The sequence below is a fragment of the Leifsonia sp. NPDC056665 genome (assembly GCF_042791795.1).
Lineage (GTDB): Bacteria > Actinomycetota > Actinomycetes > Actinomycetales > Microbacteriaceae > Leifsonia.
The window spans coordinates 373713-396022 of record NZ_JBHTXK010000002.1; the positions used below are offsets into that span (position 1 = coordinate 373713).

General features: G+C 70.6%; 24 protein-coding genes and 1 pseudogene. 12 read left to right on the plus strand and 13 right to left on the minus strand.

What is annotated here, in order from left to right; translation table 11 throughout:
- Positions 1 to 29 precede the first annotated feature (29 nt).
- Together ACFQ9V_RS04180 and ACFQ9V_RS04185 are read right to left on the minus strand one after the other, a co-directional pair.
- Complete coding sequence (locus ACFQ9V_RS04180; RefSeq protein ID WP_382457900.1) at positions 30 to 971, minus strand: hypothetical protein; 942 nt, start codon at positions 969 to 971, stop codon at positions 30 to 32.
- Positions 968 to 3010 (minus strand): beta-galactosidase, encoded by a 2043-nt coding sequence (locus tag ACFQ9V_RS04185; protein WP_382457901.1) that lies wholly within the window; start codon positions 3008 to 3010, stop codon positions 968 to 970. Before ACFQ9V_RS04185 ends, ACFQ9V_RS04180 begins: the two co-directional genes overlap by 4 nt.
- A gap of 116 nt (positions 3011 to 3126) precedes the next feature.
- Here ACFQ9V_RS04185 and ACFQ9V_RS04190 point away from each other — a divergent pair, with 116 nt between their 5' ends.
- On the plus strand, positions 3127 to 3786 hold the full coding sequence (locus ACFQ9V_RS04190; protein WP_382457902.1) for a GntR family transcriptional regulator: 660 nt from the start codon (positions 3127 to 3129) through the stop codon (positions 3784 to 3786).
- Positions 3787 to 3852: 66 nt separating this feature from the next.
- Here the strand turns inward: ACFQ9V_RS04190 and ACFQ9V_RS04195 are convergent, their stop codons facing one another.
- Genes ACFQ9V_RS04195 through ACFQ9V_RS04210 form a run of 4 tightly spaced genes read right to left on the minus strand, consistent with a single transcriptional unit; the run spans position 3853 to position 8654 of the window.
- Positions 3853 to 5478: an amylo-alpha-1,6-glucosidase gene (locus ACFQ9V_RS04195; RefSeq protein ID WP_382457903.1), complete on the minus strand. Its 1626-nt coding sequence runs from the start codon at positions 5476 to 5478 to the stop codon at positions 3853 to 3855.
- Positions 5475 to 6386: a carbohydrate ABC transporter permease gene (locus tag ACFQ9V_RS04200; RefSeq protein WP_382457904.1), complete on the minus strand. Its 912-nt coding sequence runs from the start codon at positions 6384 to 6386 to the stop codon at positions 5475 to 5477. The genes ACFQ9V_RS04195 and ACFQ9V_RS04200 overlap by 4 nt, the downstream gene beginning before the upstream one ends.
- Complete coding sequence (locus ACFQ9V_RS04205; RefSeq protein ID WP_382457905.1) at positions 6383 to 7348, minus strand: carbohydrate ABC transporter permease; 966 nt, start codon at positions 7346 to 7348, stop codon at positions 6383 to 6385. The genes ACFQ9V_RS04200 and ACFQ9V_RS04205 overlap by 4 nt, the downstream gene beginning before the upstream one ends.
- Positions 7349 to 7358: 10 nt before the next feature.
- Entirely contained in the window at positions 7359 to 8654 is a 1296-nt protein-coding gene (locus tag ACFQ9V_RS04210) for an ABC transporter substrate-binding protein (protein ID WP_382457906.1), read from the minus strand.
- A 195-nt stretch (positions 8655 to 8849) separates the two neighbouring features.
- On the opposite strand from ACFQ9V_RS04210, the gene ACFQ9V_RS04215 reads away from it, so the two are divergent.
- From ACFQ9V_RS04215 to ACFQ9V_RS04235, 5 genes are all read left to right on the plus strand, one after another.
- Positions 8850 to 9878: a serine hydrolase domain-containing protein gene (locus tag ACFQ9V_RS04215; protein WP_382457907.1), complete on the plus strand. Its 1029-nt coding sequence runs from the start codon at positions 8850 to 8852 to the stop codon at positions 9876 to 9878.
- Positions 9879 to 9916: 38 nt separating this feature from the next.
- Complete coding sequence (locus ACFQ9V_RS04220) at positions 9917 to 10318, plus strand: DUF6855 family protein (RefSeq protein WP_382457908.1); 402 nt, start codon at positions 9917 to 9919, stop codon at positions 10316 to 10318.
- Positions 10319 to 10385: 67 nt separating this feature from the next.
- A complete protein-coding gene (locus ACFQ9V_RS04225; protein WP_382457909.1) occupies positions 10386 to 10601 on the plus strand; it encodes a hypothetical protein in 216 nt (71 codons plus the stop codon).
- Positions 10602 to 10641: 40 nt separating this feature from the next.
- A complete protein-coding gene (locus ACFQ9V_RS04230) occupies positions 10642 to 11331 on the plus strand; it encodes a hypothetical protein (protein WP_382457910.1) in 690 nt (229 codons plus the stop codon).
- A 19-nt stretch (positions 11332 to 11350) separates the two neighbouring features.
- Positions 11351 to 11926: a cysteine hydrolase family protein gene (locus tag ACFQ9V_RS04235; RefSeq protein WP_382457911.1), complete on the plus strand. Its 576-nt coding sequence runs from the start codon at positions 11351 to 11353 to the stop codon at positions 11924 to 11926.
- A 41-nt stretch (positions 11927 to 11967) separates the two neighbouring features.
- Here ACFQ9V_RS04235 and ACFQ9V_RS04240 read toward each other — a convergent pair.
- Positions 11968 to 12513 (minus strand): annotated as a pseudogene (locus ACFQ9V_RS04240) (NUDIX hydrolase); the annotation flags it as partial.
- Here ACFQ9V_RS04240 and ACFQ9V_RS04245 point away from each other — a divergent pair.
- Positions 12446 to 13075, plus strand: a complete 630-nt coding sequence (locus ACFQ9V_RS04245; RefSeq protein WP_382457912.1) for a TMEM175 family protein — start codon at positions 12446 to 12448, stop codon at positions 13073 to 13075. The pseudogene ACFQ9V_RS04240 and the gene ACFQ9V_RS04245 overlap by 68 nt on opposite strands.
- 46 nt (positions 13076 to 13121) lie before the next feature.
- Positions 13122 to 13310, plus strand: a complete 189-nt coding sequence (locus ACFQ9V_RS04250; protein ID WP_370055308.1) for a hypothetical protein — start codon at positions 13122 to 13124, stop codon at positions 13308 to 13310.
- 84 nt (positions 13311 to 13394) lie between these two features.
- Here ACFQ9V_RS04250 and ACFQ9V_RS04255 read toward each other — a convergent pair whose 3' ends face one another.
- Positions 13395 to 13622 (minus strand): hypothetical protein, encoded by a 228-nt coding sequence (locus ACFQ9V_RS04255; protein ID WP_382457913.1) that lies wholly within the window; start codon positions 13620 to 13622, stop codon positions 13395 to 13397.
- Between the two features lie 99 nt (positions 13623 to 13721).
- Between ACFQ9V_RS04255 and ACFQ9V_RS04260 the strand changes: the two genes are divergently transcribed.
- The 3 genes from ACFQ9V_RS04260 (at position 13722) to ACFQ9V_RS04270 (ending at position 19246) form a co-directional block, all read left to right on the plus strand.
- Positions 13722 to 16556, plus strand: coding sequence for a hypothetical protein (locus tag ACFQ9V_RS04260; protein WP_382457914.1), 2835 nt, complete (start codon positions 13722 to 13724; stop codon positions 16554 to 16556).
- Between the two features lie 126 nt (positions 16557 to 16682).
- Positions 16683 to 18929, plus strand: coding sequence for a glycoside hydrolase family 3 C-terminal domain-containing protein (locus ACFQ9V_RS04265; RefSeq protein WP_382457915.1), 2247 nt, complete (start codon positions 16683 to 16685; stop codon positions 18927 to 18929).
- 68 nt (positions 18930 to 18997) lie between these two features.
- The gene (locus tag ACFQ9V_RS04270) at positions 18998 to 19246 is read left to right on the plus strand and encodes a hypothetical protein (RefSeq protein WP_382457916.1); all 249 of its coding nucleotides are present in this window, start codon (positions 18998 to 19000) and stop codon (positions 19244 to 19246) included.
- Between the two features lie 146 nt (positions 19247 to 19392).
- Here the strand turns inward: ACFQ9V_RS04270 and ACFQ9V_RS04275 are convergent, their stop codons facing one another.
- Both ACFQ9V_RS04275 and ACFQ9V_RS04280 read right to left on the minus strand, forming a co-directional pair.
- Positions 19393 to 19590 carry a hypothetical protein gene (locus ACFQ9V_RS04275; protein ID WP_382457917.1) on the minus strand — a complete coding sequence of 66 codons (198 nt, stop codon included), beginning with the start codon at positions 19588 to 19590 and terminating at the stop codon, positions 19393 to 19395.
- Between the two features lie 63 nt (positions 19591 to 19653).
- Positions 19654 to 19956, minus strand: a complete 303-nt coding sequence (locus tag ACFQ9V_RS04280; RefSeq protein WP_382457918.1) for a hypothetical protein — start codon at positions 19954 to 19956, stop codon at positions 19654 to 19656.
- An 89-nt stretch (positions 19957 to 20045) separates the two neighbouring features.
- Here ACFQ9V_RS04280 and ACFQ9V_RS04285 point away from each other — a divergent pair, with 89 nt between their 5' ends.
- Positions 20046 to 20417: a cupin domain-containing protein gene (locus ACFQ9V_RS04285; RefSeq protein WP_382457919.1), complete on the plus strand. Its 372-nt coding sequence runs from the start codon at positions 20046 to 20048 to the stop codon at positions 20415 to 20417.
- Between the two features lie 23 nt (positions 20418 to 20440).
- On the opposite strand, the gene ACFQ9V_RS04290 is transcribed toward ACFQ9V_RS04285, so the two are convergent.
- Genes ACFQ9V_RS04290 through ACFQ9V_RS04300 form a run of 3 tightly spaced genes read right to left on the minus strand, consistent with a single transcriptional unit; the run spans position 20441 to position 22029 of the window.
- The gene (locus ACFQ9V_RS04290) at positions 20441 to 21091 is read right to left on the minus strand and encodes an HAD family hydrolase (protein ID WP_382457920.1); all 651 of its coding nucleotides are present in this window, start codon (positions 21089 to 21091) and stop codon (positions 20441 to 20443) included.
- A gap of 20 nt (positions 21092 to 21111) precedes the next feature.
- Positions 21112 to 21813 carry a hypothetical protein gene (locus tag ACFQ9V_RS04295; protein WP_382457921.1) on the minus strand — a complete coding sequence of 234 codons (702 nt, stop codon included), beginning with the start codon at positions 21811 to 21813 and terminating at the stop codon, positions 21112 to 21114.
- A gap of 36 nt (positions 21814 to 21849) precedes the next feature.
- Complete coding sequence (locus ACFQ9V_RS04300) at positions 21850 to 22029, minus strand: hypothetical protein (RefSeq protein ID WP_370055298.1); 180 nt, start codon at positions 22027 to 22029, stop codon at positions 21850 to 21852.
- Positions 22030 to 22310 lie beyond the last annotated feature (281 nt).

The following is a 22310-nucleotide window of genomic DNA, read 5'->3' on the forward strand; positions in this document are numbered from 1 at the left end:
GTGGGGTGTTTGGCGAGGTCGCCTACGCCTTACCCGCGGGGTACGTGGGTGTACTCCAGCCCTAACTGCGGTGACGGAATACCAAACACCACGGGGGTGTCGTCGCGCCGGGCTTTTACGCCGCGGGGCGCGCCGCCGAACCACGGGTGCAGGCCGAGCGACTGGATGTCGCCGTGCACGATATCCGCGCCGAGGTCGGCGGGGGAGGCCAGCACGCCGAGGCCGACCGGGTCGGTCCCCGCGACGAGAACCGCCCCGGCCGCGTGCGCGGCATCGGCGAGCTCGCGGACCGCGGTCTCCAGCGCGCCGTGGAAGCTGGGTGTCTCGACCCAGACCGCTGCCGTGTCCGGACCGATCAGCGCGGAGGCCGCGGCGACGTCGGCCACCCCGTCCACGGTCGGCACGATCGTGAGGTCCGCGACCGGCAGCAGGTAGTCCCGCACTTTCGACAGCTTGTCCGGGTGCGCGTCGCTGACCAGCAGGATGCCGCGACGGCCGGTGATGCGCGTCGCCATCGCCAGCGCGGTCGCCGCCGCCTGATAACCGTCATAGGTGGGTACATTCACGACGTCGAGGTTCAGCAGCTCGCCCATCAGCGACTGGTACTCGAACAGCGCCTGGAACCGGCCGTGATCCTCGTACGGCTCGCCCGCGTACGCGGTCAGGAACTCGCTGCGGTTGATGACCTCGTCGACGACAGCGGGCACCGCGTGGTGGTACGTGCCAGCGCCGAGGAAGAGGCGACCGGGCTCCACCGCCCGGTTGCGTCGCAGCAACCCGCCGACGTGGCGGACGAGGTCCTGCTCCGCGATGAGCGGCTCCGGGAGGTCGAGGTCGCGGCCGAGCCGCAGGTCGGCGGGAACGTCGGCGTAGAACTCCTCGACGGAGGCCGCGCCGACCGCGTCGAGCATGGCCTGACGCGACTCGGGCGCCGTGTTCGGCACGTAGGGATGGACGAAGGGGTGGGTCATGCTTGCCTCTCGCTGTCGGTGCGGGTCGGGTGCTGGATCACGGCGACGCCGAACGCGTCGAGCGGCAGCCCGTCGCCGGCGGCTGCGCCGGTGAGCAGGTCGACGCCGCCCGGGATGCGCGGAGCGGTCCGCGGCTCCCGGCCGTGGTTGAGCACGAAGGTGAAGTCGGTGGCGTCGTCGGTGCGGGTGACGACCTCCAGCGCGGTGTCGGGCTCGCGGGCCTCCACGCCCGCGGCGGCGAACACGGTGGAGAGCACAGCGCGCATCCCCGCCTCGTCCAGTCCGGCGGCCAGGTACCAGGCCGCGCCGTCGCCGTGCGCCCGGCGGGTGAGGGCGGGGAGGCCGGCGAGGTCGCCGTCGGCGAACCGCGCGAGGATCTCGGTTCCGGCGCCCGCCTCGACCCACTCGCCCCAGACCCGGGTCGAGTGGACGACGCCGCCGAGCTCGACCGTGCGCTGGGCGCCGTCGGCCAGCGGCCACCACTCGTCCACCTCGACGCCCAGGAGGTCGCGGAGCGGTCCGGGCGCGCCGCCCGGGTGCACCTGCTCGCGGTGGTCGACCACACCGGAGAACGGCCCGACGACCACCTGGCCGCCCGCGGCGACGAACGCCATCAGCGCCTCCGCCTGCTCGGCGGTCGCCGCGTACAGGTTGGGGACGAGGACCACGCGGTGCGACCCGAACGGCCCGGCCGCGCGGGCGACATCCACCGGCTGCCCGAGAGCGAACGCCGCGGCGTGCCAGGCCCGGGCCTCGGTCAGCCAGTCCAGGCGCTGCGACGGCATCGACTCGGTCTGCGTCACCCCCCACCAGGCGTCCCAGTCGGCCACGAGGGCGACGGTGGAGCGGACGCGCGTGCCGCGCACGGCCTCCAGCTTCTTCAGTTCTGCGCCGAATGCCTTCGACTCCTGGAAGCTGCGGCTGCGCTCGCCGCGGTGGCCGAGCATCGCCGAGTGGAACTTCTCCGGACCGAACTTCGCCTGCCGCCACTGGAAGAACATCACGCCGTCCGACCCGTGCGCGACCGCCTGGAGGCTGCCGAGCCGGAGCTGCCCCGGCGCCTTCGGGACGTTGACCTCGCGCCAGCTCACCGCGCTCGGCGCCTGCTCCAGCAGCAGCCACGGCCGTCCGTCCTTCAGGCTGCGCATCAGCCCGTAGTTGAGCGCGGCGCCGACGTGCGCGTGCGGGTCGGCGGGGTCGGGATAGGCGTCGTCGGTGACGAGGTCCTCCGCGTCGGCGAAGTCCCAGTAGTCGAGCTCGCGGAACAGGCTCATGAAGTTGGTGGTCACCGCGATCTCCGGCGTGACCTCCCGCAGCACGTCGATCTCGGACTGGAACAGTTCCAGGAGGGCGTCGGACGAGAACCGCTCGAAGTCCACCACCTCGGCGGGGTTGATCGGCCCGGTCGCGGTGCGCGGCGGCTCGATCTGGTCGAAGCTCAGGTAGTGCTGGCCCCAGCAGCTCGTGCCCCAGGCCTCGTTGAGGCCGGCGATGTCGCCGTAGCGGGCCTCCAGCCAGCGGCGGAAGTGCCGCGCGGACTCCGGGCACCAGCAGCGCGCGACGTGGTCGCCGTACTCGTTGGAGACGTGCCAGAGCGCGAGCGCGGGATGCTCGCCGTAGCGCTCGGCGAGGGCGCGCGTGAGCCGCAGGGCGGCCTCCCGGAACACGGGCGAGCTCGGGCAGTACGACTGCCGGGACCCGAACTCCAGCCGCACGCCGTCGGCGTTCCATGGCAGCACCTCGCGGTGCTCGCGCACGAGCCACGCGGGCGGCGTCGCGGTCGCGGTGGCGAGGTCGATCTTGATGCTGTGCGCCCAGAGGAGGTCGATGATGCGGTCGAGTCCGGCGAAGTCCCAGCGGCCGGGCTCCGGCTCCAGCAGCGGCCAGGAGAACACGGGCAGCGTGACGATGTTGACGCCGGCCTCCACCATGAGGCGCACGTCCTCCGCCCAGACCTCTTCGGGCCACTGGTCGGGGTTGTAGTCGCCGCCGTAGGCGAGCGCGTCGAGCCGGATGCTCCGGGGCTCGGGGATCGTCATCGGTCTCCTTGTGTTCTCTGCCGTGTCGACTGTATTCTGTATACAGTAACGCTAAAGGGATCGCAGCGACGGGTCAACCCCTAAGCTGGCGACCACGAGTCCGGCCGGGAGGTCACATGGTGATCGAGCGCAAGAACCTGCGTTCACAGGTGCGCGAGGAACTCCTCGCGCGGATGCGCGCCGGAGAGGTCCGCCCGGGGGAGAGCATCAACGAGGTGCAGCTCGCCGCCGAGCTCGGCGTCTCCCGCACGCCGCTGCGCGAGGCCCTCATCGCCCTGGAGTCCGAGGGCCAGATCGAGAGCGAGAACGGCAAGGGCTTCCGCTTCGTGCCGCTCAGCGCGCAGGAGTTCGAGGACCTCTGCCCGATCATCGTCACCCTGGAGGGCCTGGCGCTCGACCTGTCCCCGGTGGACGAGCTCGCCGTCCTCGGCCGGCGCCTCGCCGAGCTGGCCGCGGCCTTCTCGGACGACCTGGCCGAGCACGCGATCGTCAACCGCAAGGACGACGAGTGGCACAACCTCATGCTGAGCGCCTGCCCCAACCGCAAGCTCTTGGAGCAGATCGCTCAGGTCCGCAGCGCCATCCACCGCTATGAGAGCCTCCTCGTGGGCGACGACGTGCTCGTGGAGCGCTCGGCGGAGGAGCACGCGCAGATCGCCCGGCACCTCGTCGAGCGCGACGTCCCGGCCGCCAAGGCCGCTCTTGCCGAGAACTGGACGAACGGGATGCGCCGGCTGCTGGCCGACGCCGGGATCAAGTGGGAGCGGCTGAGCTGACCCCGTGCGTAGATTCGTCACGAATCGTCGCTTTCGACGCCGGATAGCCGCGATTCGTGACGAATCTCAGCCGCTGATCTGCACCGCCAGGTCCACGAACAGCGCCGCCGACCACCCGAACGCGGTCGTCGCGCGCGGCGGCTTGCCGCCCGTCGACGGGTTGTAGTACTCGTGCGGGCCGCCGCCGTGCATGACCAGGCGCAGCGTCTCCTCGATGAGTGCGCGCGACCGCTCCGGCTGGCCCGAGACTGCGAGGCCCTCCGCGAGGAGCGCGTTGACGTTCACCCAGACCGGGCCGCGCCACATCCGCTCGTCCGAGTAGTCCGGCTCCCGGCGCGCTACCGTCGGCACGCTCCATGTCGTCGCGAAGCGCGTCGGGTCGTCCAGGGCGGCGAGGATGCCGGCCACATAGCGCCCCGGCAGGCGCCCGGTCAGCAGTGGCAGCAGCGAGACGGCCGTCTCCGCGTCCACCGGCGTGCCCGCGCCGTACGAGCGGAAGTAGCCGGCCGACTCGTCCCACATCGCCTCCAGCAGCGCGAGGGTGCGCGACGCCCGCGAGGTGTGAAGGGACGCGCCGTCCACGTCCCCGATGGCCCGTGCGCGCCCGGCCAGCAGGTCGTCCTGCAGGATCAGGTACGCCGCGAGGTCGGGGGAGGCCACCGGCAGCTCCGCGTCGAAGACGGGACTGTCGTCCAGCCCGGACGAGTACGGGTGGCCGTACTCCGGCATCCCGTCGCCGTCGAGGTCGGAGTGCGCGAACCACCAGTCCTGGCTGCGGGCCACGGTCTCCCAGGCGCTGTCGAAGAACGCCGGGTCGTCCACGTAGCCCTCGAGCCGGCGCAGCGCCCACGCGGCGAGCGGCGGCTTGGTCAGCGGGATGGGCGCGGTCGGGTCGGCGATGGCGGACCCCGCGCGGCGCAGGTTCTCGCGGTCGCCCGGCGGGAGGTCGTCGCTCGACGCGAGGATGCCCTCGTCATGCACGACGTCCGGGAGCTGCCCGTCCGCCCCCGGGAACGCGAACGCGAGCTCGAGCTGCTCGCGGGCCAGGTCGGGGTCGCCGTGCCGCAGGCCGGACGCGATGAAGTACGCGTCCCACTGCCAGAGCCCGACGTAGCCGATCTTCGACGGCACGACCGCCCGGGCGCCGCGGCCGGGGAGGGAGACGATGTTGGCGCCGAGCACCCACCAGCAGAACGCGGTCATGTCGGCGAGGTCGGCCCGGACGGCGGGCGTGCGGGCGAACCAGTCCTCCCAGATCCGGGAGGTGGCAGCGAGGGCGTCAGCGTGCGCGGCCCCGCGGGAAAGTCCGGTGGAGGTGATCCGCACGGCGCCGTCCGCGGAGGCGAGCGCGACGGGCGCGTCGCCGGACGGGAGGTCGACCTCCACCGTCCACACGCCGTCGCCGCCGATGCTCAGCGCGGACGGCCCGTCGAACGTCAGCGTCACGTCCGCGCCGAACGAGATGCGGTCGGGATGGACGGCGGAGATCGCGACCGCACGCCCGTCGCTGTCGAGTACCCGGAGCGTCCGCACGAGCACGCAGTCGTCCAGGTCGCGCTCGTACTCCGCGAGCCGGATCGTCAGAGCGTCCGGCAGCCCAGCGTCCCGGAACACCAGGATCCGCGACCCCGGAAGCGTGAACGGCGCCGACTCCAGGTCGAGGAACGGCGAGACCCGATCCGCGGCCCTCACCGGCCGCCCAGCCCCGACGCCGCCATGCTGTTCAGGATGCGTCGCTGACCGATCACGAACGCGATCAGCATCGGGATGGTGGCGATCGCCGACGCCGCCATGATCAGGCCGTAGTTCACCGACCCGAACTGGCCGCGGAAGCTCTGCAGCAGCAGCGGCACGGTGAAGTTGTCCTGCGTGTTGAGGATGACCAGCGGCAGCAGGAAGTTGTTCCAGGTGCTCAGCGCCACGATGATCGCGAGCGCACCGAGCCCGGGCTTCAGGTTGGGGAGGACGACGCTCCAGAAGATCCGCCAGCGTCCGGCGCCGTCGACGATCGCGGCCTCCTCCAGCTCCTTCGGCAGCGACAGCACGAACTGGCGCATCAGGAACACCGCGAACGGGTTGGCGAGCGCGGCCGGCACGATCAGCGCGAGGTGCGAGTCCACCCAGCCGAGCCTCGCCATCAGGAAGTAGAACGGGATGAGCGTGACCTGCATCGGGATCATCTGCGTCGCCAGGAAGACCACGAACAGCACCCGGCTGCCGCGGAACGGGATGCGCGCGAAGGCGTACCCGGCCATCGCGGCGGTGATCAGCGTGCCGGCGACGACGAGCACCGCGATGTAGATCGTGTTCCAGTAGGCGCTGCCGAACGGGACGTCGTTCCAGGCGTCCACGTAGTTCTGCAGCGTGAACGGCTGCGGCCAGAAGCTCAGCGGGTCGTTCAGCAGCTGCGGCAGCGACTTGAACGACGTGATCAGCATCCAGAGGAACGGGAACACCATCGCGATCCCGCCGGCGAGCAGCACGACGTGGAGGACGGTCTTGCGGGCGCGAGCGGCGCCGCGGCCGGTGCGGGGCGCCCGGGGCGTGGCGACAGGCGGGGCGGCGGTCGGGGTGGGCGTCCGGAGCTCAGCGGTGGTCATGCTGCACCATCCTCGTAGTGGACGAACTTCTTCTGCGCGGTGAACTGGATGCCCGTGATGATCAGCGTGATGACCAGCAGGATGATGGAGGCCGCGCTCGCGGGACCGAACTGGAACTTCCCGAAGCCCAGGTCGTAGATGTGGTAGACGATCGTCCGTGTCGCGTTGTCCGGCCCGGCGTTCGCCGTGAGGATGAAGACGGTGTCGAAGGTCTGCAGCGAGCTGATGAACGCGATGACCGTCGAGAAGAAGATGATCGGCGACAGCAGCGGCAGCCGCACCCGGAAGAACAGGGTGAGTGCGCCGGCGCCGTCGAGCCGAGCGGCCTCGATGATCGCGGGCGAGATGTTCTGGAGGCCGGCCAGGAAGATGATGACGTTGAGGCCGACGGACGACCAGATGGTCACGATGCAGACGGCGAGCAGCGCCAGGTGCGGGTCGCCCAGCCAGTCCGGCGGCGCGATGTGGAAGACGGAGGCGATGAAGCCGCTGATCACGCCGTCCTTGCGGAAGAGCTGCTGCCAGATCATGGCGACCGCGACCGACGAGGTGACGACCGGCGCGAAGAACAGGATGAGGTAGAGCGTCCGCGTCTTGAGCCGCTCCAGCGCGACGGCGAGCACCACCGCGAGCCCGAGGCCGATCGGCACCGTGATGAGCGCGATCAGCAGGGTGTTGAGGATCGACCTCCCGAACAGCGGGTCGGTCAGCTCGGTCCTGAAGTTGTCGAAGCCGACCCAGCTCAGGTCGTTGAGGCCGTCCCAGTGCGCGAAGGCGAGCACCATGCTCGCCGCGAACGGGACGACGACGAAGAGCGCCATCCCGAGCAGCTGCGGGCCGACGAAGACGTAGCCCCAGCGGCGGTCGCGACGCCGCCAGGCGGACTCCTTGCGGAGCCCGCCCGGCGAGACGGGGGTGACCTCGGCCTCGGTGACGACGGCCGCTTCTCCCAGTGCGCTCACGTCCGTCGCCTCACTTGCCGCCGGTCTTGTCGGCGATCATCTTCGCGACGTCGTCGAGCGTGGCCTTCGTGGACTCCTTGCCCTGGTACAGCGCCAGCATCTTGTCGCTGATGTCGCTGGAGAGTCCGGGCACGGAGGCCTCGGTGGTCGGGTCCTCGAACCCGATGTCCCGCATGTCGATCATGGTCTGCGCGTGGGCCGGGTAGCCGTCCAGGACGACCGAGTCGGCGCCCTTGATGGACGGGACAGCGTTGCCGCCGCCCTTCAGGCGGAAGGTCTGGCCCTCTGCTGACAGGAAGTTCGTCCAGAACGTGAACGCGGCGTCCTGGTTCTTCGTCTTGGCGTTGATCGCGAGGTAGCTGACCGCGACGCCGGTGGGGGCCGCCTTGCCGGAGGGCGTCGGCCACGGCGCGACGTCGTAGTTCTCCGGGTCGCCCGCGGCCTTCACGGTGCCGATCGTGTAGCGGCCCTGTACGAAGAAGCCGGCCTTGTGGGTGACGAAAACGCTGTCCGCGCCGGCGCCCGTCGGGAGGGTGTCGGCGACGACGAAGGTGCCGTTCTGGAAGTTCTTGGCCAGCACGTCCATCGCCTTGACGCTGGTCGGGTCGGTGTTCGCGACGAACTTCCCGCTGGAGTCGAAGGCCGTGCCGCCCTGGGAGGAGATCCAGCCGTAGTGGGTGGACCAGTAGTTCCAGAACATGGAGCCGGTCAGTCCGGCCTTGTGCAGCTTCTCGTTCATGTCGAGGAAGGCCGCGGTCGTCCACTTGCCCTCGGCCGCGAGCTTCGCCGGGTCCTCGGTGACGCCGGCCTTCTTCAGGGCCGCCTTGTCGTACCAGAGGGCGTCGGGGTTGGAGTCGTTGGGCGCCGCGTAGAGCTCGTCGCCCTTCTTGGTGGCGCCGAACAGGCCCTGCGCGAAGTCGGCCGGCTTGGTCTTGCTGGCCGAGGAGTTCATCAGCGCGTTCAGCGGCAGCAGCGCCTTGGAGTTGACGAACTGCCCGATCTTGTCGTCGCCGATGTAGAAGACGTCGGGAGCGGTGCCGGAGGCGAGCTCCGCGAGCAGCTTGGTGTGGTAGTCGCCGTAGTCGGCGACCGGCTGCAGCACGACCTTGATGTCGGGGTGCTGCTTCATGAACTGGGTGTCGAATTCCTTGTACCGGGTGAGTTCCTCGGGGGTTCCCCAGGTGGACCAGACGACGGTCTTGGTGCCGGATCCGCCGTTGCCGGAGCAGGCGGCGAGTCCGAGAGCCAATGCGGCGGCCGCCGTGATGGCCAGCGCCCTTCTCACCTTTGAGTCGACGCGAGACATGAGTACCTCGTTCCTTGAGAGTCTCTGCTGTGGGGTGGTGCTGTGGGGTGGTGCTGTGGGGTGGTGCTGTGGGATCGGGTGGAGCTTCGAGCGATCTGTATTCTGTATACAGTAGGCAGATGACGAATGCAAGTGTTGGGCGTGAGCCCTGATCCACTCCTTGCATGCTCCCGGGAGGCACGCGATGATGCGGTCATGCCCGACTTCCGCCGCGTCCTCGACCTGGTGGACAGCCGTGGGGGCGCTTCGTGGCTCACCGTCATCCACGGCGGGGAGGTCGTCCTCGACCGCCGCGTCGGGTGCGACCGCGACGCTCTGTTCTACACGTTCTCGGTGAGCAAACCCTTCGTGGCGCTCGCCGTGCATCTGCTCGCCGAGCGCGGGATGCTGCGGCTGGACGATCCCGTGGCCGCGCACTGGCCCGCGTACGCGCGTGGCGGGAAGTCCGACATCACCATCCGGCACGTCCTCTCGCACCGTGCAGGCGTGCCGTACTCGACGGGCACGTTGCTGGGCGACACCGTGCGCATGACCGACCCGCGGCGGTCCGTGGCGGCGGCGGAGGATGCGCGGCCGCGCTGGGCTGCGGGTGAAGTCGTGGGCTACCACGTGCTGAGCTTCGGCTTCATCCTCGGCGAAGTGGTGCGCCGGGTCAGCGGGATGCCGGCCGAGCGCTTCATCGCCGAGAACCTCCTGCGCCCGGCCGGGCTGACGGAGACGACCCTCGGCCTCCCGGATGCGGCGGCCGGCCGGGCCGTCCCGCTGCGCGCCCTGAGCGCTCCCGAGCGGGCGAGGACCCTCCTCTTCAACCGGCCGAAGACCCGCGCGGTGCCGGTGCCGGCCGCGGCCGTGAGCACCAACGGCCGCGAGCTGGCCGAGTTCTACCACCTGCTGCTCGCGGGAGGCGAGGGCGTCCTCCGCCCCGAGACGATTGCCGCAGCGCGTGCCGTCTCCAGCGACGGCGAGCCCGACCGGATCATGGGCCACCCGGTGCGCTGGGCGCACGGCTTCCAGCTCGGCGGCCCGATCGGGCTGGCGCGGCCGACCGGCTCCCGGGCCGATCCGCGCACGTTCGGCCACAACGGCAGCAGCATCTGCAACGTCTGGGCCGATCCGGCGCGGGACATCGTGCTCGCCTACCTGACCAACACCGCCGACGAGCGCCGACGCGCCCTCCGTCACCTCAGCGACGTGAGCGACGCGGTACTGGTGGCCTGCGACTGAGCGGGTCCAGACTTCTCGCAGAGACACAAGGAGGAACCATGAGCGCAGGCACGAAGGACGATCCGTGGCGGCTGACCACGGCGCCGGGCACCTCGGAGTACACGATGTACCGCGACGACGCGGCCGACCCGCCTGCACTGGTCTGCCAAGTCGGCTCGACGCGGCTGAGCTACCACGCGAGCGCGATCGACGACCTCGCGACGTGGCTGCGCGCGCAGGGCGACTGGGTGCCGCTGGGCGCCGCGGACGAGAACAAGCCGGTGATCGCCGGCACGATCGAGGCCTGGGGCCGCGACCCGGTCAACCCGGTCGGCGGCTGGTACGGGCTGCGCAAGGGCTACCGCGGCCGGTTCGGGATGTATCTGCCGCCGCTCCTGGAGCAGTTGGGGCTGATCGAGCTGACCCACGACGCGCGCAACAACAAGGCACGGGCGAAGTAGGAGTTTCACCCCGCTGGTCAGCGATTTCACCCCGCCGCCGTCCATTCGGTATGGCTATGCTTCCTTCATGGCCACGATCATCCACACCGCCGCAACCGCTGCCGAAGCTCACCAGAGCCGCGCGGAACGGCTGGTCGCGGAGGTCGATGCGATGCCGATCGGAGACGTTCGACAGCGGATCGACGAGGCGCGCCGGATGACCGGAGCCGAGATCGAGGAGCGTCAGCGTGTCGAGCGGCGCGAGCGTGCTGAGCGCGCGGCTGCGGCGTTGAGGTCCATCTGACTCCGTGTTCTCGCCCCACCTGAGGGTGACGGCTCGCTGTTTGCGGGACGATCTCTTCCTCTCCGACGAAGACCCAGGCCGAGACGCGCGCTCTTTTCGTCCGCGACATGACGTCCTTCGAGCGTTCGTCAACAAACGAGAGGGCGCCCCCGACGAGGGCGAACCGATTCAGGGCCTCGAACCACACGGCGCGTATCTCAGCCTCCATCACAATCGATGGCGTGGTGTGACTCGCTGGGACGCCAGTAACGATGTGTGTTGGCTCCTCGCCTTCAGCCCGACCCATGCCAGCGGAGAGCTCCGAGATGCCTACAACTACTTCGCGTCGCTTCACCGGCGCGACGAATTGCTGCCGACGGCCGACGACTACGAGTTGCTCGAAGACATAACACCCGCCAACTTCATCGATGGCATCGCGACTGTCGGCGCTGGTCTGTATCTCGATGCGCGCTCGAATCCGAGAACGGTGTTCACAGAGACGTACGGGGGCGGCTCTGCTGATGTCGTGGTGGACGTACTGGTGATGGAGGACGGGGCGCGCGAAGAGGGCTGGATCGCGGTCGGCTTTCCGTTCGATACTCCACTCAACGTGCACACGGCTCTCGATGTCATCGCTCGTATCCTGCCGCGAGACATCATGGTGGCGGGGCTGGAGCGCGCTGCGTATTTCGCTGATCGCCCCCTTCGGCACGATGAGCTCGTCTTCAAGTGGGATTTGGCGCACATCTAGGGCGAGGTAGTTTATCCATGTGAACGATCTCCCCCTGAATCCCGCAACGACCGCCCTCCTGCTCATGGACCTCCAGCCGGGCATCCTCTCCCGCATGCCCGACTCCGACGCGTTCCTCGCCGGGCTCACGCGCGCCAGGGAGGCCGCCCGCACCGCCGGCGTCACCATCGGCTACGTGCGCGTCGCCCTCACCGCGGAGGAGGCCGCAGCGGTCCCGCCGCGCTCGCGGTTCGCCGGCGCGGCCGAGCGGCTCGACGCCAGTCGCCCGGAGACGCAGATCGACCCGCGCATCGCTCCGGCGGAGGGCGAGATCGTCGTCCGCAAGACGCGCGTCGGCGCGTTCAGCACCACCGACCTGGCGGAGCAGCTCGACGCGCGCGGCATCGACACCCTCGTGCTCGCGGGTGTGGCGACGAGCGGCGTCGTCCTCTCGACCGTGCGCGACGCCTCCGACCGCGACTACCGGCTGGTCGTGCTGGAGGACGGCTGCTGGGACTCCGATCCCGAGGTCCACCAGGTGCTCACCGCGAAGGTGTTCGCCCGCGGCGGGGTCACCGTCACCAGCGTCGACGACTTCATCGCGTCGATCGCGTAGAGCGCGACCTCCGCCAGTCCCGGAGCCAGGTCTGCCGGCGCATCCGGCCCGGCCAGCTCGTCCACCGGCAGCCAGTGCAGCTCCTGCGACTCGTCCTCGCCCGGCGCCCCGGCCGGGTCGGTGGTCGCGACGAACGCGTAGACGATGTCGGTGTGCGCGTGGTCGTCGGTGATCGGGTGCACGTCCACGACCAGCGGGGTCGGCAGCACGGCGACGCCGTCTGCCCGCTCGATCCGGTGCGCGGGCTGGAGGAGCAGGAGCTGCTCCAGGTCGTAGCCGGACTCCTCGCGCAGCTCGTGCGCGACCGCGGCCCACGGGTCCTCCGCGCGCTCGACGTGTCCGCCCGGCTGCATCAGGATGCCGCGCTTGCGGTGGCGGTGCACGAGCAGGCAGGTGCGGCCGTCGAGCTCGCGGAAGATCAGCGCGCTCGCCGTGAGGTCGTACTCGCCCGGTCCGGTGTTGAGGTGCGGCATCCCCGCAGTCTCGCATGAACGGGCGGCGGTCAGGCAGTATGTGCATATGGCGGTGGTGCGGACACAGCGGGGATTCGACCGGTTGGTCAACTTCTCCGACGCCGTCGTGGCCATCGCGATCACCCTGCTGATCCTCCCGCTGGTCGACGCGGGCCCGGAGGTCGCGAAGGAGGGCATCGGTCCGTACTTCCAGCACAACTTCTGGCAGCTCCTCGCGTTCGTCATCTCGTTCGTCGTCATCGCGCGGCTCTGGATGGTGCACCACCAGGTGTTCGGCTGGATCGACAGCTACACGCCCGCGCTGCTCTGGCTCAACATGCTGTGGCTGGCGTGCATCGTGTTCATGCCGTTCACGGCGAACGTGCTCTCCGACAGCCCGAACGAGAAGCCGGACGTCTACGCGCTCTACATCGGCAATCTGCTGCTGACGACCCTCGCGATGCAGCTCATGGAGATCCTCATCGTGCGCACGCCCGGGATGCTGCTGGAGGAGGCCACGGGCCAGTCCGACATGCTCCGCGGCTGGACGTTCATCATCCTGCTGGTCATCTCGGGGGTGCTGGCCGTGGTCTTCCCGAGCGTCGGGATGCTGTGGCTGCTGCTGCTGTTCCTCTCGCGGCCGCTCCACGTCCTCCTGGGCAGGATGACACGCTCGCGCGAGCACGCGGGCGCCTGACCGGACGACCCTTCCCACCGGCCTGCCCGGGGGCTATCGTCGCGGCATGCGACCCAAGACCTTTTTCGTGCTCCTCCTCATCGCCGTGGCTTACCTCCTGGGCTCGCGGGCCGGCCGGGAGCGCTACGACCAGATCGTCGAGTCGGTGACCGCGTTCTGGAACAACCCGGACGTCAAAAAAGCGCGCAAGAACGCCAAAAAGCAGGCCGAGAAGGCCCGCAAGCGCTACGCCTGACCCGCGAGGGGCACGTTGTTGTCACTTTTGGGCGCCAAAAGCGACAACAACGTGCCCCTCGACTGTCGGATGAGGGGCGCGGGCTCAGGGCTCGCGGTAGTCGCCCTCGGTGTAGTCGCCCTCGGGTGCATCCGCCGGCTCCTCGACGTCGGTGTACGTCCCCTCGACGTCGGCTTCCGGGCCGGGGTTGTCCTCGGTCTCGGTGTACTGACCGTGGACCGTGCGCTCGTGCGGTCCTTCGTCGTCGGACTCGGTGTAGCTGCCCTCGAGGTTCTCGCGGGCGTCGCCGGTGGGCTCTTCAGGGTTGCTCATAGCGAGGAGATTACGCTTTCGCGGCCCGCGCGACCAGAGTCCTGCACAGGCGTGCACTCCCTGTAGACGCACCTGTCCGCCCCCCGGTACCCTGCGGGCATGGCGCGGTCGCCGTCGGTCTTCGCCACGCGCGGGCCGACCGTCCTCGAGCTGAGGATCCACGGGATCAAGAACACGCCGCCGGCGGAGATGCTCGGCGTTGCGCCAGGCGACGTGCGCCCGGACCAGGCCGACGAGAACGGCGGCTTCTACGTCCCGACCGTCGACCCGTCCGATCCGTCCGACCCTGCGACGCCTCCGACCGTGATCCGCCGCGAGGGCTACTCGTGGGGGATGCTGGCCCGCTACGGCGGCGGCGCGCTCGTGGCGATCGGCCAGTTCTTCGTGCAGCTCGCATGGCTGCTCATCCTGCCGTTCGGGCTGTGCAACACCGCCTACTGGACGCGCCGCATCCCCGACCAGCCGCGCACCGGCGAATGGCAGGCCGGCCGCGGGGCCGCGTCGCTGCGGGTGTTCGCGCTCGGCCTCACCCTCCTGTACGTGTGCGCGCTGGCGTCTGTGAGCCTGGACCTGATCGGGACGCAGTGCCTCGCGCGCCCGTCGCTGTGCCCGGCGCTGCCCGGCTGGGTGACCGCGTTCTTCACCTCGCCGGGGCTCGACCACCGCGGCATCCGGGTCGCGCTCCTCTCGCTCGTCCCGATCGCGGGCGTGCTGCTGCTGTTCTCCGTCTCGCACCGGGCGCGCACCCGGTACGAGGCCGGGATCTTCGGCACCGCCGCCAAGATCCGCGCCGCCAGCGACCTCAGCGGTGTGACGGAGGGCCAGGCGGCCACTCCGCGCCGCCCGCTCGCGACGGACGGGTTCTGGGGGATCACGCGGGTGAAAGCCCCGAGCGAACTGCTGCACACGGCGGCCGCGTTCTTCCTGATGGCGCTGCTGCTCGGCTGGGACGGCGTGTTCTGGACGTGCGCTCCCGCCGGCGTGGACGTCCCGCCGGAGTGCCTGGACCCGGCGACCACCCCACTCCTGTCCCGCTGGTGGTTGACCCTCGGCGCGGTTCTCGGCGCGGCCGGGCTCGTCGTGGTCATCGCGCTCGTCGTTCGCAATGTGGACACCACCGTGCGCGGCCGCGCCGAGCGGGGGATGGCGGGCGTCCAGCCCGACCTCCGGAACGCCCACCGGCACACGCTCATCCGGCTGACACTCAGGCGCAGGGAGGCCGTGGCCGGCTGGATGCTGCTGGCCGCGATCGTGGTCTACGCCGCGGTCGCCGTGGCCGTGGCGGTGCCCGTCGGGCCGACCGTGGAGCACGGGCCCTCGTTCTTGGGCCTGGTGATCGCGCCCTCCATCATCCTCGGCGTGCTGCTCGCCATCGCCCTCTCCGCGCTCGGCTGGCGTCGCGGGGTGCCGCGCTGGCTGTCGGTGATCGTCGTGGCGGTCGGCGGCGTCTCCCTACTGGTCGCGGTCGTGTCCACCCCGAAGGATCTGCGCCTCGCGCCGCTCACCACCGCCGCGTACCTGCTCGCCGCCCTCGCCGCGGTGCTCCTCGCCGCGCTGGTGATCTTCTGGCCGATGGGCCGCCGCCGCAGCTTCGCCTACCAAGGTTGGCGCGGCACCGGCCCGGGAGTGATCATGCTGCTCTCGCTCGGCGGGGCCATGCTGCTGTCGACCCTCCTCGTGCTCGGGACGCAGTGCGCGCTCGCCTCCACCGGCGGTCCGACCCCGATCTGCCCGCTGACGCCCGGCGGCCTGACGACGCCGGTCGCGTACCGCAACTTCGGCGGGACGGTGCCGGTGCTCGCCGTCGCGCTCGTGCTCTTCGTGCTCGTCGTCGCGCTGCTGCGGATGCGCACGACGCCGCGCCTGACGACGCCGGAGACGGTCGGGGGCCGGGCGATCCGCGAGCCGCTGCGCAGTTACCGCGACGGGCGGGTGCCGCAGGTGAAGTCGGCGGGCAAGCTGGACTTCCGGATGCTCAACGCCCGCCGGTCGGCCGCCCTGTTCCACCGCGGGGAGCCGGTGCTCGGCCTCCTCGCCGCGCTGCTCGCGCTCGGCGTCGTCGTCGCGATCGCCCTCCCGCAACCGCTGCGTCCCGCCCTGCTGGACCTCGCCCTCCCGGCGCTCGGCGTGATCTCGGTCGCCGCCGTCGTGGCGATCGCGGAGAACGCGCTGACGACGAAGGAGCGCCCGATCGGCGTGATGTGGGACCTGATGTGCTTCCTCCCCCGCGCCGGCCACCCGTTCGGGCCGCCCTGCTACGCCGAGCGCGTCATCCCGGAGCTGCGCGACCGCATGGTCGCCTGGCTGGAGGCGGACATCGCCGCAAGCGCGGGAACGGTGGGCGACCGCCGCACCGCAGAGGAGCGCGCCCGCGACGAGCTGCGGGCGCTGACGACGCGCCAGCGCCGCAAGGTCGTCGTCAGCGCGCACAGCCTCGGCGCAGTCCTCGCCGTCTCCACGATCTTCACCCTCGGCGCCGACACCACCGACGGCCTCAAGAACGTCGCCCTGCTCACCTACGGCACGCAGCTCCGCGCCTACTTCGGCCGCTTCTTCCCGGAGCTGTTCGGCCCGGCCGCGCTCGGCACCCTCCCGAGCCGGGCGCCGTCGCTGTGGAAGGCCGACCCCTGGCTGAGGCAGGTCATGGAGGACCACCTCGCCGAGGGCTCAGGAGGCCGCGACCCCGCCGAACGCGACAAGCCGACGCTGCGCGAGCTGCTGACCCAGCCGGACGGCTCGGTGGCGTGGGTGAACCTGTGGCGCCGCACCGACTACCTCGGCTTCCCCGACGCGTCATTCAAGGACAACGAGATCGACCGCGGTGCGGACGAGTTCGGGCCGCCGCTCTACCTCGTGAAGGTGGCGACCCACCCCGGCTACCAGTCGTCCACTCAATACATGACCGCCCTCCGCGACCTCATGCGGCGACTCTGACGCGGCGTACATTCGTGCCGAATGTCGCCTTACGCGGGCCCAAAACGCACATTCGGCACGAATGTCCATCCTTAAAACCGAGTCGTGTAAGGTATTGCCACCCACGACCGCATCCGAAGGAGAATCATGGTCGACAGCCGTGCCCGAGCATCCGAACTCACCGTCGAGGAGAAGGCGTCGCTCACCAGCGGCCGCAGCTTCTGGGAGACCGAGGGCGTCGACCGCGCCGGCATCCCCTCCATCTACCTGACCGACGGCCCGCACGGCGTGCGCAAGCAGGCGCAGGGCGGCGACCACCTCGGCATCGGGGACAGCGTCCCCGCCACCTGCTTCCCGCCCGCGGTCGCGCTCGGCTCCTCCTGGGACGCCGAGCTGCTGGAGCGGGTCGGCGCGGCGCTCGGCGAGGAGGCCAAGGCCGAGGGCGTCGGCGTGCTGCTCGGGCCGGGCATCAACATCAAGCGCTCGCCGTTGTGCGGACGCAACTTCGAGTACCTCTCCGAGGACCCGATCGTCTCCGGCCGGCTCGGCGTCGCCCTGGTCCGCGGCCTCCAGTCGCAGGGCGTCGGCGCCTCGCTCAAGCACTTCGCCGCCAACAACCAGGAGACCGACCGGCTGCGCGTGAGCGCCGACGTGGACGAGCGCCCGCTGCGCGAGATCTACCTGCGCGGCTTCCAGCACGTCGTGACCCACGCCCAGCCGTGGACGGTCATGTGCTCCTACAACCGCATCAACGGCGTCTACGCGAGCGAGGACCCGTGGCTGCTCACCTCCGTCCTCCGCGACGAGTGGGGCTTCGAGGGACTCGTCGTCTCCGACTGGGGCGCGGTCAACGACCGGGTGAGCGCGCTCGTCGCCGGGCTCGACCTGGAGATGCCGTCCAGCGGCGGCGTCACCGACGCGCAGCTCGTGGCCGCAGTGCGCGACGGCTCGCTGGCGGAGTCCGTGCTCGACACCGCCGCCGACCGCGTGATCGACCTGGTCGGCAAGGCGCTCGCCGGGGCCGACGCGGGCGCGACCTACGACGCGGAGGCGCACCACGCCCTCGCCAGGGAGGTCGCCGGCCGCAGCATCGTGCTGCTCAAGAACGAGGGCGTCCTCCCGCTCGCGACCGACGCCGGCCGCACGATCGCGGTCGTCGGCGAGTTCGCCCGCACGCCGCGCTACCAGGGCGCAGGCTCCTCCCAGATCGTCCCGACCCGCCTCGACAACGCATTGGACGAGCTGCACGCGCTGTCGGGCGACGCGACCGTCGCCTTCGCCCCGGGCTACGCGCTCGGCGCGGACGCCGACGAGGTGGCGCTGACGGCGGAGGCCGTCGGCGTCGCGGCCGGCGCCGACGACGTCGTGGTCTTCCTCGGCCTCCCCGGCGAGGACGAGTCGGAGGGCTTCGACCGCGAGCACCTCGAGCTGCCTGCCGCGCAGACCGCCCTGCTGGAGGCCGTGATCGCCGCCAACCCGCGCGTGACGGTCGTCCTCTCCAACGGCGGCGTCGTGCGCGTCTCCGGCTGGGCCGACCGCGTGCCCGCGATCGTGGAGGGCTGGCTGCTCGGCCAGGCCGGCGGCGGCGCCGTCGCTGACGTGCTGTTCGGCATCGTCAACCCGTCCGGCCGGCTGGCGGAGACCATCCCGGTGCGCCTGGAGGACACCGCCTCGTACCTCAACTTCCCCGGCGAGAAGGGCCACGTCCGCTACGGCGAGGGCCTCTTCGTCGGCTACCGCGACTTCGACGCGCGCGACGCGGCGGTCGCCTTCCCGTTCGGCCACGGCCTCTCGTACACGACCTTCGCGTTCGGGGCGCCCACGGCGACCGCGACGGCCGAGGGCGTCCGCGTGACGGTGGACGTCACCAACACCGGCGACCGCGACGGCCGGGAGGTCGTCCAGGTCTACGTGTCCGTGCCGGCCTCCCGTGTGCAGCGCCCGGTGCGCGAGCTGAAGGGCTTCGCCAGTCTCGCCGTGGCCGCAGGCGCCACCGCGACGGCCGTGATCGACCTGGCCGCCGAGGACCTCGCCTACTTCGACACCGAGCTCGGCGGCTGGACCGTGGAGGGCGGCGAATACGTCGTGGAGGTCGGGGCGTCGTCCCGCGACCTGCGCGGCTCGGCCGTCGTGACGCTCGCCGGCGACGGGCGCGCGGCGCCGCTCACCGTCGACTCGACGCTCGGCGAGTGGCTCAGCCACCCGGTCGGCGGCCCCATCCTGAGCGCGGCGCTCGCCCAGAGTGCGGAGGCCCAGGGCATGGGCGCCATGCTCAACGACCCGGGCCTGCGCCGGATGGCGGAGTCCATCCCGCTGGTGCGTGCGGCCTCGTTCCCCGGCAGCCCGGTCACCGCCGAGCAGCTCGACCAGCTTGTGGCCGCAGCGAACCGGTAGCGTACGCCGCTTTGGGCGACGGTGAACCCCCTTGCGGACGCAGGGGGGTTCGGCGTTTCGTGGGCCGCATGAGCGACACGAGCGGCCTTCCGAACGCGGACGGCCTCGGCGTACCCGTCGAGGACGACCCAGAGCGCTTCGAGGGCGGGGGCAAGCGAGGCAGGCATGCCGCCGAGCCCGCTGAGGATGCGCCGGGTCAGGGCGACGGCGCTGATCAGGGCGGCGAGGGCGCCGAGCCGCCGCCCGCCGACTTCGACCCGACCGAGCAGCCGTCCAACCCGGACCTCGTCAACAATCCGGAGCCGCCGGACGAGTGACCGGCCGCGTGGTCGAACGACCGCGCCCAGAGACTGCGGCCCCGCCCACCGTCATCCCGGGCGGGGTCGCTCTGCGTCTCAGCCCGCTCTGCGTCTCAGACCGCTCCGCGCCTCAGCCCGCTCTGCGTCTCAGCCCGCTCTACGTCTCAGGGTTTCGGCCGCCGGCTCGCGTACAGCCACACCGCGCCGACGATCACGCCGGCGAGGAGCATCCCGATCCCGACCTCCAGGATCGACGCGTCGCCGGAGCGGGGCACGATCAGACCCACCACGAACAGCACAGCGCCGAGGTTGAGCAGCACCGCGGCCACCCAGCCGAGCGTCGTGCGCAGCGCTGCGTTCATTGCGGGTATCGTAGCCGCCGCCTCTCCGCGAACGCCCACAAGGGGAAGGATTCGACCCGAGCGTCAGGCTTCGCCCGGGTGGACGACCGACGGTGTGGGCGGCTCGTCCAGAGCCTCGTTGATGAGCGCGGCCACCAGGAACTTCCAGTCCGACCCCTCGTGCAGCGTCCCCACGTAGCCGACGGGGATCGCCCCGAAGACCGGCTCGTGCTCCTCGCCCTCCGCGGACACCCGGATCAGCCGCCCCAGCTCCGCGTGCGACTCGTCCAGCACGACCCACTCGCCCGGCGCCTTCTTCTCCACGTGGAAGATGCGCTCCCGATACGGGTACCGGACGCTCGACATCTCCAGTTCGCTGGCGGACATGGTCATCCTTCCGTCGGTGGACGCTCCTTGTGAGCATCCAACGCCCGGGGGGCTGTCCTTGGCAAGATGCGCTGCCTACGCTGGGCCGCATGAGCACTCCTGACGTCCACAACATCGACGCGGCGTTCGCGCTCGTCCCCGAGCCCTGGCAGCCGCACCGGCTGACCAGCGTGAACGACTACGACGTGAAGGTCGCCCGGCTCCAGGGCTCGTTCATCTGGCATTCGCACCCGGACACCGACGAGCTGTTCCTCGTGATCGCGGGGCGGCTCGTCATCCAGCTCCGCGACCGCGAAGTGGAGCTGGGGCCGCACGACGTGTTCGTGGTCCCGAAAGGCGCGGAGCACTGCCCGTTCGCGGAGGACGAGGCGCTGGTCGTGATGTTCGAGCCGAAGGGCACCGTGAACACGGGCGACCAGCCCGGCGAGCGCACGAGCGCGCTGCGGGAGCTGCCGGACTGAGGCGCTCACAGCAGCCGGGCTTGTCACAGCAGCCGGTCGAGTGCCTCCAGCAGTGCGGCGGGCCCGTCGAAGACCTCCTGTGCTCCCGCGTCCGTGAGCTCGGCCGTCCCGACCCCGCCGCAGAGCACGCCCACCGAGCGGATATGCGCCCGTTTCGCGGCCGTCATGTCCCACACCGAGTCGCCGACGACGAGCGCTTCGGAGGCCGTCGCGTCCGCGCGGCGCAGGGCGACCTCCAGGATGCCGGGGTCCGGCTTGGCCTCCGCCACGTCGTCGGCGGTGGTGGCCGCGTGGATGGCGTCGTCGGCGCCGATCGCGCGCCGCAGCATCGCCAGCTCGTCCTCGGCGGCGGAGGTCGCGAGCACCACCCGGACGCCGCGGTCGGCGACCGCGCGCAACAGGTCCGCGGCTCCGTCGAACGCCCGCAGCCGTGACGCGACCTCCCGGAGGTGCTTCGCGTGCAGCGCCCGCGCCCGGTCGTTCCACTCGTTGTTGCGCTCGCCCGCGACCTCCCGCAGGAGCTGCCCCGCGTCGCGGCCGAGAGCGCGGTGGATGCGCCATGCGTCGACGGGCGCGCCCAGCTCGGCGAACGCGCGCTGCCACGCGTCGATGTGGAGGTAGTTGGAGTCGACGAGGGTGCCGTCGACGTCGAAGAGCACGGTGCGGATGGTCATGCCTCCACGTCGTACACCCCTCACCCGATCAACGACACCGCCCGCGCGATCACCAGCGCCAGCAGCACGAACCCCGCGAACGACTCCAGCGCCATCAGCAGCTTGGCCCGGTGGGTCAGCGGCATCGTGTCGGTCGGGCTGAACGCCATCGAGTTGGAGAGCGAGAAGTAGAAGTAGTCGATGTAGTTCGGCACCCAGTCCATCACCTGGCTCGAACCGCGCGCGACCTCGATCACGTCATCCTTGTCCTCGTCCTGCGGGAACCGGAAGTCGGCCAGCGGCAGCTTCTTCCGCGGCAGTGCTATCCGGGCGACCGGGCCGCCGCGGTCCATCGTCCAGTAGACCAGCGCGAACGCGATCACGTTGGTGATCCACACCTGCAGGGAGGCGAGCAGGATCTCCTGCCCGTTGCCGTGCTTGTTGAGCAGCCGCACGACGGTCTCCGCGAACGCGATCTGGTTGGCTGCGAGGATGAGCACCGCCAGCGCGATCTCCGCGCGCCGGGACCACTTCGACTCGCGGGCCAGCCGGTGCGGGTTGTAGATGATGAGCGCGACCAGCATCAGCACGCAGACGCCCACGACGGACCAGCGCGCGATCGGCGGCACGACGCTCGGCAGGAGGGCGTAGGCCACGAGCGCGACCAGCGTGCCGATCACGGCGGGCCAGCGGTGCTCGGGGGCGACCGCGCGAGCGCGGCTGTCGTCGTCGTGGTCGTTCACCCGACGGACAGTACGCCGCGGCGCCGTACGGCGGAATCAGTTGAAGATGGCCCACTCCGCGCGGCTGATCTTGGCGCGCTGGCCGTTGATCACGAGGTACCAGCTCTCCTCGTCGCGATGGAGGTACTGGGCGAGCATGGTGGTGTACCGCCACTCGCCGTTGACCTGGCTCCAGCGGATCAAGGAGATGAGCTGCCCTTGACGCAAGTAGGGCACCGCGACGAAGTCATCGTGTCGCGGATGTTCGGGACCACCAGTAGTGCGCCCCATCCTCGGAGTGCTCATGCGTCACTTTAACCCCAACAGACGCGATTTGGGAACAGTTCTCAGGCTGTTGAAATGAAATAGATTGAGTGTCAATTGTCTATGGATTAGCTGGGAGACGGCGCCCAGCCGCAAACAGCCGAGTACGCGAATAGTCTGCGTACTCGGCTGGCGTGGTCTACCGGTGGATGCAACGGGCTGATCCGGAAGGATTCTGCTCATGGTCGGGACGC

Excerpts from the sequence above, each read along its gene's own strand:
- ACFQ9V_RS04180 (WP_382457900.1), bottom strand. The coding sequence starts at position 971 with ATGACCCACCCCTTCGTCCATCCCTACGTGCCGAACACGGCGCCCGAG.
- ACFQ9V_RS04185 (WP_382457901.1), bottom strand. The coding sequence starts at position 3,010 with ATGACGATCCCCGAGCCCCGGAGCATCCGGCTCGACGCGCTCGCCTAC.
- ACFQ9V_RS04190 (WP_382457902.1), top strand. The coding sequence starts at position 3,127 with ATGGTGATCGAGCGCAAGAACCTGCGTTCACAGGTGCGCGAGGAACTC.
- ACFQ9V_RS04200 (WP_382457904.1), bottom strand. The coding sequence starts at position 6,386 with ATGACCACCGCTGAGCTCCGGACGCCCACCCCGACCGCCGCCCCGCCT.
- ACFQ9V_RS04210 (WP_382457906.1), bottom strand. The coding sequence starts at position 8,654 with ATGTCTCGCGTCGACTCAAAGGTGAGAAGGGCGCTGGCCATCACGGCG.
- ACFQ9V_RS04215 (WP_382457907.1), top strand. The coding sequence starts at position 8,850 with ATGCCCGACTTCCGCCGCGTCCTCGACCTGGTGGACAGCCGTGGGGGC.
- ACFQ9V_RS04220 (WP_382457908.1), top strand. The coding sequence starts at position 9,917 with ATGAGCGCAGGCACGAAGGACGATCCGTGGCGGCTGACCACGGCGCCG.
- ACFQ9V_RS04225 (WP_382457909.1), top strand. The coding sequence starts at position 10,386 with ATGGCCACGATCATCCACACCGCCGCAACCGCTGCCGAAGCTCACCAG.
- ACFQ9V_RS04245 (WP_382457912.1), top strand. The coding sequence starts at position 12,446 with ATGGCGGTGGTGCGGACACAGCGGGGATTCGACCGGTTGGTCAACTTC.
- ACFQ9V_RS04250 (WP_370055308.1), top strand. The coding sequence starts at position 13,122 with ATGCGACCCAAGACCTTTTTCGTGCTCCTCCTCATCGCCGTGGCTTAC.
- ACFQ9V_RS04255 (WP_382457913.1), bottom strand. The coding sequence starts at position 13,622 with ATGAGCAACCCTGAAGAGCCCACCGGCGACGCCCGCGAGAACCTCGAG.
- ACFQ9V_RS04260 (WP_382457914.1), top strand. The coding sequence starts at position 13,722 with ATGGCGCGGTCGCCGTCGGTCTTCGCCACGCGCGGGCCGACCGTCCTC.
- ACFQ9V_RS04265 (WP_382457915.1), top strand. The coding sequence starts at position 16,683 with ATGGTCGACAGCCGTGCCCGAGCATCCGAACTCACCGTCGAGGAGAAG.
- ACFQ9V_RS04270 (WP_382457916.1), top strand. The coding sequence starts at position 18,998 with ATGAGCGACACGAGCGGCCTTCCGAACGCGGACGGCCTCGGCGTACCC.
- ACFQ9V_RS04275 (WP_382457917.1), bottom strand. The coding sequence starts at position 19,590 with ATGAACGCAGCGCTGCGCACGACGCTCGGCTGGGTGGCCGCGGTGCTG.
- ACFQ9V_RS04280 (WP_382457918.1), bottom strand. The coding sequence starts at position 19,956 with ATGTCCGCCAGCGAACTGGAGATGTCGAGCGTCCGGTACCCGTATCGG.
- ACFQ9V_RS04285 (WP_382457919.1), top strand. The coding sequence starts at position 20,046 with ATGAGCACTCCTGACGTCCACAACATCGACGCGGCGTTCGCGCTCGTC.
- ACFQ9V_RS04290 (WP_382457920.1), bottom strand. The coding sequence starts at position 21,091 with ATGACCATCCGCACCGTGCTCTTCGACGTCGACGGCACCCTCGTCGAC.